General features: G+C 63.6%; 13 protein-coding genes. 4 read left to right on the top strand and 9 right to left on the bottom strand.

Features of this window, described 5'->3' with window-relative positions; genetic code table 11:
* Positions 1 to 42 precede the first annotated feature (42 nt).
* The 3 genes from CCZ28_RS00815 (at position 43) to CCZ28_RS00825 (ending at position 2,372) form a co-directional block, all read left to right on the top strand.
* Positions 43 to 354: a DUF485 domain-containing protein gene (locus tag CCZ28_RS00815; protein ID WP_058762340.1), complete on the top strand. Its 312-nt coding sequence runs from the start codon at positions 43 to 45 to the stop codon at positions 352 to 354.
* Positions 351 to 2,006 carry a cation acetate symporter gene (locus CCZ28_RS00820; RefSeq protein ID WP_140215108.1) on the top strand — a complete coding sequence of 552 codons (1,656 nt, stop codon included), beginning with the start codon at positions 351 to 353 and terminating at the stop codon, positions 2,004 to 2,006. The genes CCZ28_RS00815 and CCZ28_RS00820 overlap by 4 nt, the downstream gene beginning before the upstream one ends.
* Positions 2,007 to 2,213: 207 nt before the next feature.
* Positions 2,214 to 2,372, top strand: a complete 159-nt coding sequence (locus CCZ28_RS00825; RefSeq protein WP_007159093.1) for a DUF3309 family protein — start codon at positions 2,214 to 2,216, stop codon at positions 2,370 to 2,372.
* Between the two features lie 146 nt (positions 2,373 to 2,518).
* On the opposite strand, the gene dacB is transcribed toward CCZ28_RS00825, so the two are convergent.
* The 4 genes from dacB to CCZ28_RS00840 form a co-directional block, all read right to left on the bottom strand.
* Complete coding sequence (gene dacB / locus CCZ28_RS00830) at positions 2,519 to 3,979, bottom strand: D-alanyl-D-alanine carboxypeptidase/D-alanyl-D-alanine endopeptidase (RefSeq protein ID WP_140215109.1); 1,461 nt, start codon at positions 3,977 to 3,979, stop codon at positions 2,519 to 2,521.
* Positions 3,980 to 4,146: 167 nt separating this feature from the next.
* Positions 4,147 to 4,296, bottom strand: a complete 150-nt coding sequence (locus tag CCZ28_RS24350; protein WP_167509191.1) for a hypothetical protein — start codon at positions 4,294 to 4,296, stop codon at positions 4,147 to 4,149.
* 26 nt (positions 4,297 to 4,322) lie between these two features.
* The gene (locus CCZ28_RS00835; protein ID WP_140215111.1) at positions 4,323 to 4,976 is read right to left on the bottom strand and encodes a hypothetical protein; all 654 of its coding nucleotides are present in this window, start codon (positions 4,974 to 4,976) and stop codon (positions 4,323 to 4,325) included.
* Between the two features lie 99 nt (positions 4,977 to 5,075).
* Positions 5,076 to 5,285, bottom strand: a complete 210-nt coding sequence (locus CCZ28_RS00840; RefSeq protein ID WP_007159089.1) for a cold-shock protein — start codon at positions 5,283 to 5,285, stop codon at positions 5,076 to 5,078.
* A 255-nt stretch (positions 5,286 to 5,540) separates the two neighbouring features.
* Between CCZ28_RS00840 and CCZ28_RS00845 the strand changes: the two genes are divergently transcribed.
* Positions 5,541 to 6,392, top strand: a complete 852-nt coding sequence (locus CCZ28_RS00845) for a CvfB family protein (protein WP_140215113.1) — start codon at positions 5,541 to 5,543, stop codon at positions 6,390 to 6,392.
* On the opposite strand, the gene CCZ28_RS00850 is transcribed toward CCZ28_RS00845, so the two are convergent.
* The 5 genes from CCZ28_RS00850 to CCZ28_RS00870 all read right to left on the bottom strand — a co-directional run bounded on the left by CCZ28_RS00850 (position 6,346) and on the right by CCZ28_RS00870 (position 12,420).
* Positions 6,346 to 8,967 (bottom strand): ligase-associated DNA damage response DEXH box helicase, encoded by a 2,622-nt coding sequence (locus CCZ28_RS00850; protein ID WP_140215115.1) that lies wholly within the window; start codon positions 8,965 to 8,967, stop codon positions 6,346 to 6,348. The two genes, CCZ28_RS00845 and CCZ28_RS00850, sit on opposite strands and share 47 nt — an antisense overlap.
* 9 nt (positions 8,968 to 8,976) lie before the next feature.
* The gene (locus tag CCZ28_RS00855) at positions 8,977 to 10,308 is read right to left on the bottom strand and encodes a deoxyguanosinetriphosphate triphosphohydrolase (protein ID WP_140215117.1); all 1,332 of its coding nucleotides are present in this window, start codon (positions 10,306 to 10,308) and stop codon (positions 8,977 to 8,979) included.
* 94 nt (positions 10,309 to 10,402) lie between these two features.
* A complete protein-coding gene (locus CCZ28_RS00860) occupies positions 10,403 to 11,581 on the bottom strand; it encodes an EAL domain-containing protein (protein ID WP_140215119.1) in 1,179 nt (392 codons plus the stop codon).
* A 105-nt stretch (positions 11,582 to 11,686) separates the two neighbouring features.
* A complete protein-coding gene (locus tag CCZ28_RS00865) occupies positions 11,687 to 12,034 on the bottom strand; it encodes a hypothetical protein (RefSeq protein ID WP_140215121.1) in 348 nt (115 codons plus the stop codon).
* Entirely contained in the window at positions 12,031 to 12,420 is a 390-nt protein-coding gene (locus CCZ28_RS00870) for a phage holin family protein (protein ID WP_058762332.1), read from the bottom strand. Before CCZ28_RS00870 ends, CCZ28_RS00865 begins: the two co-directional genes overlap by 4 nt.

A 12,420-nucleotide genomic window follows, 5' to 3' on the forward strand; every position in this document is an offset into this window, starting at 1 on the left:
GTAGAGTTCGACGCTCCCGTCACGCTGTAAGGAACAACAATAATGAATGACAGCACCTACCGGCGGATTGAAGCCAGTCCGCGTTTCAAAGAACTGGTGGCCAAGCGCGAGCGATTCGCCTGGACGCTCTCCGCCATCATGCTCGGGCTCTACGCCGCCTTCATCCTCCTGATCGCCTTCGCGCCCAAGGTCCTCGGCACCCGCATCCATGCGGAGACGGCCATGACCTGGGGGATTCCGCTGGGCGTCGGCCTGATCCTCTCGGCCTTCATCCTGACCGGCATCTATGTGCGGCGGGCCAATGGCGAGTTCGATCGGCTCAACCAGGAAATTCTGCGGGAGGTGCAGGTATGAGACGTCTACTCGTAGCTACCGGGCTGCTCGCGCTCGCGCCGTCACTCTGGGCCGCCGATGCCATCAGCGGCGCGGTGCAGCGCCAGCCGTTGAACGTGCATGCCATCCTCATGTTCGTGGCCTTCGTCGGGGCCACCCTGGGCATCACCTATTGGGCCTCCAAGCGCAATCGCTCGGCGGCGGACTACTACGCGGCGGGCGGTCGTATCACCGGCTTCCAGAACGGCCTGGCGATCGCCGGCGACTACATGTCGGCGGCTTCCTTCCTGGGTATTTCCGCGCTGGTGTTCAGCTCGGGCTATGACGGCCTGATCTACTCCATCGGCTTCCTGGTGGGCTGGCCAATCATCCTGTTCCTGATCGCCGAGCGCCTGCGCAACCTGGGCAAGTACACCTTCGCCGATGTGGCATCCTATCGCCTCAAGCAAAAGGACATCCGGACCCTGTCCGCCTGTGGCTCCTTGGTAGTGGTCGCCCTCTACCTGATCGCCCAGATGGTCGGTGCCGGCAAGCTGATCCAGCTGCTGTTCGGCCTCGATTACAATGTCGCCGTGGTGCTGGTAGGCATCCTCATGGTGCTCTATGTGCTCTTCGGCGGCATGCTGGCCACCACCTGGGTGCAGATCATCAAGGCGGTGCTGCTGCTGTCCGGCGCCAGCTTCATGGCCTTCATGGTGATGAAGCACGTCGGGTTCGACTTCAACCGGCTGTTCGCCGAAGCCATCGCCGTGCATCCCAAGGGCGAAGCCATCATGAGCCCCGGTGGCCTGGTGAAGGATCCGATCTCGGCCTTTTCCCTGGGTCTGGCGCTGATGTTCGGCACTGCCGGCTTGCCGCACATCCTGATGCGCTTCTTCACCGTCAGCGACGCCAAGGAAGCCCGCAAGAGCGTGTTCTACGCGACCGGCTTCATCGGCTACTTCTACATCCTCACCTTCATCATCGGCTTCGGTGCCATCCTGCTGGTCAGCACCAATCCGGCCTTCAAGGACGCCGCCGGCGCCTTGCTGGGTGGTAACAACATGGCGGCGGTGCACCTCGCCAATGCCGTGGGCGGCAGCGTCTTCCTGGGCTTCATCTCGGCAGTGGCCTTCGCCACCATCCTGGCGGTAGTGGCTGGCCTCACCCTGGCCGGCGCTTCGGCGGTGTCCCATGACCTCTACGCCAGTGTGATCAAGAAGGGCCACGCCAACGAGAAGGACGAGATCCGCGTCTCCAAGATGACCACGGTAGCGCTGGGCGTCGTGGCCATCGCCCTGGGTATTCTCTTCGAGAAGCAGAACATCGCCTTCATGGTGGGTCTGGCGTTCTCCATCGCCGCCAGCTGCAACTTCCCCATCCTGCTGCTCTCGATGTACTGGAAGCGTCTGACCACCCGGGGTGCCATGATCGGTGGCTGGCTCGGCCTGATCACCGCGGTGGCCCTGATGGTGCTCGGTCCGACCATCTGGGTGACCATCCTCGGTCATGCCAAGCCGATCTACCCCTATGAATACCCGGCGCTGTTCTCCATCGCCGTGGCCTTCATCGGTATCTGGTTCTTCTCCATCACCGACAAGTCGGCGGCGGGCGAGGAAGAGCGTGCACGCTTCTATCCGCAGTTCGTGAGATCCCAGACCGGTCTGGGTGCCAGCGGCGCCGTCGCGCACTGATAGCCTGAGCGGTAAGACAAAGCCCGGATCGAGTCATCGATCCGGGCTTTTCATTGGGCGCGAAAAAGAGTGCCAGCGAGGATTCCATGCGTGGGGTAGAACAACGGGATTTTTCTACCCGGAATGCAGGTCCATTAAGGAAGCCCGTCGCTTCGTATCGTGATGTTACGGCGGCGGCCGATCTTTGGACTTCATGGAGAATGGCAGATGACTCTTTCGACCATCCTGGTTCTGGTACTGCTGGTCCTGCTCATCGGCGGACTTCCGGTGTTTCCTCATTCGCGCAGCTGGGGCTACGGCCCGTCCGGCATCGTCGGCGCCATCCTGGTCGTCCTGCTGGTGCTACTCCTGCTCGGCATGATCTAGCCTAAAATGCCCCGAAATGGTGCTCTAGACAAAGTTCTTGCCCATAGCGGTGCATAAGAGTAACTTCAGCTCTACGGCCTGCCTTGCCGAGTGATGTAAACAAAACCGGAGTCTGCGTGAGCAGACTCCGGTTTTGTTTTTCCGGCTCAGTTGGCCGAGCCGTCCTGGCGACTGCGCTGATAGAGGTCCATGACCACTTCATCCAGGATGGACGAGGCGCCCCAGGGGCGGTTGCTGTTGAGGATGGCAACCACCACCCAGCTGCGCGCGTTCGCATCCCTGACGAAACCCGCCAGCGCTCGTACGTTGTTCAGGGTGCCGGTCTTCATGTGCGCCTGGCCGGTCAGTGGCGAATTCTTCATACGCTTGCGCAGGGTGCCATCCATGCCCGCCAGCGGCAGGGAGGAGATGAACTCCGGTGCGTACGGACTCTGCCAGGCCGCTCTCAGGATCTCCGCCATCTCGCGCGCGCTGACGCGCTCCGTGCGCGACAGGCCCGAACCGTTCTCCATGATCAGGTGACTGGCATTGATGCCCTTGCGCGCCAGCCACTGGCGAATCACCCGCAGCGCCGCCTTGCCATCGTCCGCATCCGCCGAGGTGCGGAATTGCGCCCCGATGGAGAGGAACAGCTGTTGCGCCATGGTGTTGTTGCTGTACTTGTTGATGTCGCGAATGATCTCGACCAGGTCGGGCGAGAAGGCCCGCGCCAACAGCTCGGCATTGCGCGGTACGCTGCCTTCGCGGGTGCGGCCCTTGATGGTGCCGCCCAGTTCTTGCCAGATGGCCCTGACCGCGCCAGCGGTATAGGCGGGATGGTCGAGCAGCGACAGATAGCTCTGGGCATTGCAGCCATCCGGCAACTGGCCACTGACCACCAGGCTGGTGCTGCCATCGGCCTGGGGCACCGGGTTGAAGCGAACGTCAGGCCAGGCCGGGCAGCCACTCTTGCCGGTCGCGCGCATCTGGTTGTCGATGTTGACGTTGGTCAGTGGCGGGTCCATGGACACGCTGACCCGGCCATCCGCCGAGCGCACCACCATGCGTACCGATTTGAGATTCACCAGCAGCGAATCCGGGCCTACCAGGAAGGTCTTGTTTTCGTCTTCGCCGTCATCGTTGAAGGCGGGTAGTTCAGGCTTCACGAAGCGGCCGCGATCCAGGACCAGGTCACCGGTGACTTCCAGCACGCCGTTGGCGCGCAGATCCCGCATGAGCAGCCACAGCCGCTCCATGTTCAGCTTGGGATCGCCACCGCCCTTGAGATAGAGATTGCCGTTGAGGATGCCGTTATGCACGGTGCCATCGGTGTAGAACTCGGTCTTCCACTGGTAGGTGGGCCCCAGTAGTTCCAAGGCGGCGTAGGTGGTGATCAGCTTCATGGTAGAGGCCGGATTCACCGAGACGTCGGCGTTGTAGTAGTCATTCTCGCCCGGGCCATCGAGCGGCAGCATCACCAGTGACAGATCGTTATTGGGGATCTTGTTGGTTTGCATGGCCTTGTCGATCCGTGGCGGCAGGAAGGACATATCGGCATGGACGGGCAAGGCAAAACCCAGGGCGCAGCAACTCAGCAGCAGGCCCAGGGAACGGAAAGGATTTCGCATCGGGACACACACCTTGGCAGGGTACCGGCCTAGTTGAAGAGAAAAGGGGCCGATAGACGTCGGAGTGTGGGCATTATGCAGTAAGGAGGGAGTACCGAGCCAACCCCTCTGGGCGTGGCTCCGTTAAAGAAACGACCGCCAGGGCGGTCGTTCGCAAAAGCGTGGGATCAGTTGTAGCCCGTGGCGTCCTTGGTGCGGTCCGGACTGTTGGGCGAAGGCGGATCGCGTCCGTCATCGGTCTTGGCGTGCTCACTGCGCACGGGCTTCTCATCCTTGGGCAGTTTGCGTTCGTCGGCTTTGCGCTGTTCTTCGGCCATGGAATCCTCGTCTGCGTGATTACCGGTCAAGGTGTGACCTGGGCCGGTGTTTCGCCGTTCCCCTGGGCCGAGGAGCGGTCAGCGAAGGCGCCGTCGGCCTGTAGCTGTTTCAGGACATCGTTGACCTGGCGACGGAAGGTTTCTTCGATGGCGGTGCCGGCCGAATGGCTGGCGGCCAGCGGCAGGAACCAGATGCCCATCCAGGTGCGTACCGAGGCGGCGTTCTTGGCGCGTAGGGGTGTTTGGCTGGCGGGTGGGAGCCATTCGGCGGTCAGCACGTAGTCGTCCTTGGCCGTGCCCGGGACGAGAAAGAAGGTGGCGCCGGTGATCAGGCCGCTGGCGATGGCGGCGGCGTAGGAGGTGCTGTTGTAGAGCTTCAGGCGGAGCAGGGCGTCATCGGGTTGGCCGATTGCGGGTACCAGGGTGATACGGTCGAAGAGGCCGGAGCGCTCGAGCACCTGGCGCAACGTGGGCTTCAAGCCTTCACGGGCCACGGCGATGGAGGTGGCGTCCTTGTCCTGGGCTTCACCGCGATAGAAGTTGAATTCCACCAGAACGTTGGGGCGATGCTGTTGCTCGCTGGCAGGGGCGCGGAAGGGTTGGGAGGAAAGTTCGTCACCCGGAAAGGCGGCGCAACCGGCGAGCAGGAGCAGGCAGAGCAGAGCGGCTAGGTTTTTCACGAAACGCACCTCATCCCTAAGTGGCGATAGCGAATCTGGCTACAATCTGACCAAAAAAAAGCCCAACCTGGGGTTGGGCTTTTTCGAGAAGGCGGGTGATTAGATCACCTGCACCTCATCGGCCTGCAGGCCTTTCTGGCCTTGCACGACCAGGAAGGAAACAGCCTGGCCTTCTTGCAGGCTCTTGAAGCCGTTACCCTGGATGGAACGGTAGTGAACGAAAACGTCCGGGCCGCTCTGGGGGGTGATGAAGCCGAAGCCTTTCTCGTCGTTGAACCACTTGACGGTGCCAGTTTGGCGAGTAGACATGGATTTCTCCTTGAACAAAGTTGGACAACGGCACTGGACCGCCCAGGCCGCGACTGAGTGCAAAGAGTCAAAGAACCGAGCCGTAAGTGGATCGAGACGAACCAGGTCGATTTTCGGTACACGAGCAACACAGTGCGGGCACTCTAACCCTTTCCGTGGCCCTGTGCGACTGTTTTTACGGTGAATTTTACCTATCAAGACAGCGGCTTTGATGCTCGCGGTAAAATGGTTCGCTTTTCACAGGAGTCTTAATTCATGGCCTTGTTGGGTCGCTTCAACAGCTTGCAGATCTTACGTAATACGCCCATCGGTCTGTTCCTCGATGCCGGCAGCGATGGCGAAGTCTTGCTGCCACGTCGCTATGCCCCTCGCGACGAACCCTGCGCCGAAGGCGACTGGCTCAACGTCTTCCTTTATCTGGACAGCGAAGACCGCTTGATCGCCACCACCGAGAAGCCACGGGTACAGGTCGGCGGTTTCGCCAGCCTGCGGGTGGTGGAGGTGGGCCGGGTGGGGATCTTCCTCGATTGGGGCCTACCCAAGGACCTGCTGTTGCCGCATTCCGAAGAGAAGCGGCCGTTGCAGGTGGGTGATCACTGCGTGGTGCACGTCCACCTGGATGCCCGTACCCGGCGGATCGTCGCCACCGCGCGGCTGGATCGCTACCTGGACCGCGAGCCACCGCGCTACAAGGCTGGCCAGCCGGTGCCCCTGCTGGTGGTCGAGCAGACCGACCTCGGCTACAAGGTGATCGTCGACAACAAGCACTGGGGGCTGGTGCATCGGAACGAGGCGTTCAAGCCACTACGTCCGGGGCAACGCGAGCGTGGCTTCATTCGCGAAGTGCGCGCGGACGGCAAGATCAGCCTGACGCTGCAACCCCAGGGCGCCGCGGCAGGGGCCGATCTGGCCGAGCAGATCCTCGGCCTGGCGAAGGCCCGCGGCGGCGTGCTGGAGGTCAGCGATGCGAGTCCGCCGGCGCTGATCCATCAGCTGTTTGGCGTGAGCAAGGGCAACTTCAAGAAAGCCATCGGCCATCTCTATCGCCAGGGCCGCATCGTCATCGAGGACGACCGGATTTCTGTACGCGAGGACGCCGCGGACTAGCGGAGCGCCGTGGGGTGAGGTCGCTATCGTGGGTCGGCTGTACCAGGGATTCGGGGTCGAAGGCGCGGGCGCGCTCGTCCGGGCCGGCTTCGCGTTCCAGGTCGCCGACCAGGCGGGTGATGCGGTCGGCCAGCTTCTCCGAGCTCAGGCTTTCGCGTAGGCGCTCGACCATGAGCGGCAGGGCGAAGGGCGAGGGACGCTCCAGGGCCACCAAACGCAAGGGCAGAGCGCCGGTGCGGATCAGCGTCTGCTGGAGCCGGTCCGCATCGAGTTCCTGGCGCAGGACTTCGTTCTGCGCCTGGCCGAGCAGCAGGTTATCCGGGTCGTATTGGCGGAAGACCTGGTAGAAGAGGCTGCTGCTGGCCTGCAGTTGACGGTTGCTCTTGTGGGCGCCGGGATAGCCGGAAAAGATCAGCCCGGAAATACGCGCGATCTCGCGAAAGCGCCGCTGGGCGAGTTCGGCAGCGTTGAGGCTGGCGAGCGTATCGCTGAGCAGGTCGTCAGTGCTGAACAGGCTGGCGTCGAGCAGTTGTTCCCATTCCAGGCTGACCGGGGAGACCAATTCCAGGCCATAGTCGTTGACGGCGATGGAAAAGGTACAGGGTCGCCGCTGCGCCAGGCGCCAGGCCAGCAGACTGGCCAGCCCCAGGTGGGCGTGACGACCGGCGAAGGGATAGAGGAAGAGATGCGAGCCCTCACGGGATTCGAGGGTTTCGGCGAGCAGGTAATGAGCGCTGGGTAGCGCCGACCATTGCCGCTGGATGTCCAGCAGCGGTTGCAGCAGGCGCATTTCCGGACTCTCGTAGCGATTGGCCTCGGCGTCTTCGAGCAGTGTCAGGACATGCTTGGCGAGGGTGTCCGACAGCGGCATGCGGCTGCCGCTCCAGCGCGGGATGGCGGCCTTGCGCCCGCTGGCGCGCCGCACGTAGACCGTCATGTTTTCCACCCGCACCAACTCCAGGGTGCGGCCGGCGAAGAGGAAGTGATCGCCGGGTCGCAGCCGGGCGATGAAGCCTTCTTCGATGTTGCCCAGGCGATTGCCCCCGCCGCCCTTGGACCAGAACTGCACGTTGAGGCTGGTTTCGCTGACGATGGTGCCGATGCCCAGTCGATGGCGCTTGGCCAACTGCTTGTCGGGGACACGCCAGATACCCTCGGCATCCGGTTCGGCGCGGCGGTAATCCGGGTAGGCGGACAACGAGGCGCCGCCATTGCGGACGAACGCCAGGGCCCAGGCCCATTCGCCTTCGCTGAGGTCGCGATAGGCCCAGGCGCTGCGGACCTCCGGCAGCAGGTCGTCCGGTTGGAAGCCGCCGCCCAGGGCCACGGTTACCAGATGCTGCACCAGGACATCCAGCGGCTTGAGCGGCGCGCTACGGGCCTCGATCTCGCCGGCGGCTATGGCATGGCGCGTGGCCGCGGCATCCAGCAGGTCGAGGCTGTAGGTAGGCACCAAGGTGGCGCGCGAGGCGCGTCCGGGCGCGTGGCCGCTACGGCCGGCCCGTTGCAGCAAGCGCGCGATGCTCTTGGGCGAACCGATCTGCAGCACTCGTTCCACGGGCAGGAAATCCACGCCGAGGTCCAGGCTGGAGGTACAGATCACCGCCTTGAGCTGGCCATTCTTTAGGCCGGCCTCGACCCATTCGCGGGCCTGTTTCTCGATGGAGCCGTGGTGCAGGGCGATCAGGCCGGCCCACTCGGGGCGGGCCTGCAGCAGCGCCTGGTACCAGAGTTCGGTCTGGGCGCGGGTGTTGGTGAAGACCAGGGTGGTGGGGCTGTCTTCCAACTCGCGGATCACCTGCTGCAGCAGGCGCATGCCCAGGTGACCCGCCCAGGCGAAACGCTCGACCCCGCCCTCGGGTAGCAAGGTATCCACCTCTAGGCGCTTGTCCTGCCGGCCCTGCACCAGATGGCCGGGGGCGCCGGCTAGCAGCACGTCGAGCGCATGAGCCTGGTTGCCCAGAGTCGCCGACAGGCCCCAGGTGAGCAATTCCGGATTCCAACGGCGCAGGCGGGCCAGGGCGAGTTGCGTCTGGGTGCCGCGCTTGTTGCCGAGCAGTTCGTGCCATTCATCGATCACCACCAGGCGGATGCTGCCCAGGGTTTCCTCGGCATCTTCGCGGGACAGCAGCAAGGAGAGGCTTTCTGGAGTAGTGACCAAGGCGGTCGGCAGGCGACGATTCTGTTTGGCTCGCTCACTGCTACCGGTATCGCCGGTACGCAGGCCCAGGGTCCACTCCAGCTCCTGGTCGAGCACCGGACGCTCCAGGGCGCGCAGGGTATCCGCCGCCAGGGCGCGCATGGGCGTCAGCCACAGTACGGTGAGCGGTGGCGGAGCCTGCTTGCGCTTGCTGGGCAGACCCTTGGCGGTCATCGGCTTGGGGGCGACGAAGGCATCCAGGGCGGCGAGCCAGACCGCATAGGTCTTGCCCGAGCCGGTGGTGGCGTGGAGCAAGCCGGATTCACCTGCGGCGATGGCCTTGGCCACCTCGCGCTGGAAGGGAAAGGCCTTCCAGCCCTGGGCCGCCAGCCAGCGGCTGCCAGGGCCTTTGCGCGTTCGTGTAGCGGTGGCCATCTGCACTCCTCAGACCGGACTGGAGCGCCCGGTCATCTCGGCCGCCATGGCGGTGGCGTAGCTGTCGGTCATGCCGGCGATGAAGTCGATCACCCGCATGAAGGCCTGGTGCAGCGTCCACGACGGATCGGGCGCGCTGTTACCCAGCAGGTCGAGGATGCGCCGACTCTTGAACGAGGGTTCGCGGCCACGATGCTGTTCCAGGGCGGCACCGCAGAAGGCATTGAGCAGGATCTCCAGGGTGGTGTAGGCACCGATCTCGTGCAGTGTCTTGCGCTTGTCGTGGAAGATCTTTTCCCGGGCCAGGGCCTTGGCCCGCTGCACGCAGAGCTTGGCCGGGCCGTCCATGTGCTCGACCAGGTCATCACCGAGGGTGCCGGCGAGCAGGGTGTCCTGCTGCTGGACGAAAGCCCGGGCGGTGGCATTGGTCAGGTGTTCGATGGCCTTGCCGCGCAGGATCGCCAGCTTGCGCCGCCGGGAGTCGCGCGGACCCAATTGCCGATAGGTCTCCGGCAGGTCATCGCCGACCAGGCCCAGCAGCAGTGCCTCGACCTCGGCGTAGTCCAGCAACTCCATTTCGAGGCCGTCTTCCAGGTCGATGAGGCCGTAGCAGATGTCGTCGGCGGCTTCCATCAGGTAGACCAGGGGGTGCCGGGCCCAGCGCTCGGGGCCTAGCAGGGGCAACTCGAGCTTTTCGGCGATCTGCTCCAGCAAGGGCAGCTCGCTCTGGTAGCAGCCGAACTTGTGCTTCTTGTAGCCGGGGGCCGCCGCATAGCGCGAGGTCCAGGGATACTTGAGGTAGGTGCCGAGGGTGGCGTAGGTCAGGCGGGTGCCGCCGTCGAACTGGTGATATTCCAGCTGGGTGAGTACGCGGAAACCCTGCGCGTTGCCTTCGAAATGCAGGAAATCCTGGCGTTCCGGTTCGCTCATGTCGTCCAGCCAGCCGCGCCCAGCGGCCTGGGTGAACCAGTAGCGGATGGCGTCTTCGCCGGAGTGACCGAAGGGCGGATTGCCGATGTCATGGGCCAGGCAGGCGGACTGGACCACCATGCCGAGGTCGCTCGGGTCGCACCAGTCGGGCAGGGCGCCCCTGAGGCTTTCGCCGACCCGCATGCCCAGGGAGCGGCCGACGCAGCTGACCTCCAGGCTATGGGTCAGGCGGGTATGGATGTGATCGTTGCTGGTGACGGGATGCACCTGGGTCTTGCGGCCCAGCCGGCGGAAGGCACCGGAGAAGATGATGCGGTCGTGGTCCTTGTGAAAGGGGCTGCGCCCCAGTTCATCCGGGCTGTGCAACGGTTTGCCCAGCCGTTCGCGGATAAGAAGTGTCTGCCAGTCCAAGGCCGTCCTCGAGCTATCACCGGTAAGGGGAGCGCCGACGGAGGCCGTGCGACGCTTATGCGTTCTGACCTCGGCAACATACGATCATCACCGCTTACTTGGCAAAGCCCGGTAGCAGACTGGCATCCAGGTCGATGAGCAGCAGGCGCTGGCCGTTTTCCATGAACTGGCTGGCGGTCAGGCAGTACTGGTTGGTGGTGGCGTCGCGATAGACCGTCGAGAGCGTCAGCCGGCGTTCGTTCCAACCTTCGGCCAGCAGCGCATAGAAGTAGGGCCGCCACGACCAATTGTGGTTGAGGTAGCGGCGATTCTCGCGCCAGAACATGCCGTTCCACTCCAGATTGGGCGTGATCTGGGTGCCGGCGCGATCGCATTGGTAGATCCGCAGCAGGCCGGGGAATTCATGGGGGTCGGGCAGGGCGCTCAGGGGGCCACCCTGTTCCGCCCAAGGCTTCAAGCGCGTGACGAAGTCCGCCAAGCGATGACGCAACTCCAGCAGTTGGGTCTGCTGCGCCAACTTGCCATCGACGAAGCGACTGCGCAGGGCGGCGAAACGGTCTTGATACTGATTGCTCGGAGCCAGCTCGTAGGTCGCCTGGGCGAAGAGGAAGCCCTGGATATAGCGCGCACCGCACTCCAGGGCGAAGTCGAGTTCGGTCTCGGTCTCCACCCCCTCGGCGATGAGCCAGCAGCCGGTCTTTTCCGCCATCTGTGCCAGCGCCTTGACCACGTCACCGCGGGCGCCCCCGCGCGCGGCCGCCTGAAACAGGCGCATGTCCAGTTTGAGGATGTCGGGTTGCAGGTCCAGGACGCGATCCAGTTGCGAATAGCCGGAGCCGAAGTCGTCGATGGCGATACGGATGCCCATCTCACGATAGCGCGCGACGGCGTCGATGAGACGCGGCAAATCTCCTGCCGCTTCGGTGATCTCGTAGACGATGCGCTCGGGAGCGATACCCGACTGCTCCAGTTGCGACAGACTCGGCAGGCTCGCACCGGGCTCAAGCTGGCTGATCCAGCGGGGGGAGAGATTGATGCTCAGAAACCAGTCGGCGGGAGCATTGGCGAAGCGGCGCAGGGCGTCTTCGCGCAGGGTCCGATCCAGGCTCAGCAAGGCGGTGGTCGGGGTATCCGGATCGGCGAACAGTGGACCGACGGAAACATGGGAGCCATCCGCCTGACGCAGACGACCGAGTGCCTCGACCCCAGCGATGCGACCGGTAGCCGTATCGATGAAGGGTTGAAAGAAGGCAACTGGCTGGCCTTGCAACACGTTGGAATCCTTATCTTTGGCAAAGGCGATTGCCCAGAGGCAAACAAGGAGCCATGCGAGAAGAATGCCAGAAACCAGAACGGCTCCCTGGGGAGCCGTTCGCGGTCAACGCGGAGGCGGCAGGGGGTGGTCCGTCTGTTGCTGTTCGCGATGTCTGGTCTGCAGGCGATTGACTAGAGGGTAGAGTGCCAGGCCAATGCGGGCGAGTCGACCTACGGCGCCCAGTCGTTTGCCGAACAGCGACAGAAACACCGTGGCGCCCAGCATCAGCGGCTTCTTCGCGGAGCTGGCGACCTTGTCCTTATTGGGGCGCATCAGGTCACCGATGAGGCTGATGGGGTTGTGCAGCGGCTGGGCGTTATAGATCAGCTGCTGGCGGTACATCTCCATACGCAGCCTAACCAGCTCCTTGCGCTTCTCGCGACTCGTGGCGGACGTCAATGGCTGATTCATGGCAGTAGACGCTCCCGGTTGCGATTCAACTCTTCCAGGGTGGCATGGAAGGGGGCTGCGCCCTTCACCAGGCTCAGGGCCCGCACGATGCAGATCACCAGCGCCAGGGCATAAAAGGCACAGAGCGCCAGGGTCGCGGTCATGCGGTGGGTATCCCAGAAGGCGATGATGATCGCCGCCGAAACTCCGACCAGCACCAGCAGGCCGAAAATAAGGCTCAACCCGGTGAAGAGGAACAGCTGGAAGGTACGGACCTTCTCTTCCTGAACCTCGATGCCCAGCAGTTCGAGATGGCTCTGCAGCAATCCAACCACAGCACCGGCCAGACGCTTGACCGAAGGCTTGGGCGCCTCGTCAGGCAGCTCCCGTGGAGGTGAGGTGTCCAT

Origin of the sequence: Pseudomonas oryzihabitans, assembly GCF_006384975.1 — a bacterium.
Lineage (GTDB): Bacteria > Pseudomonadota > Gammaproteobacteria > Pseudomonadales > Pseudomonadaceae > Chryseomonas > Chryseomonas psychrotolerans_B.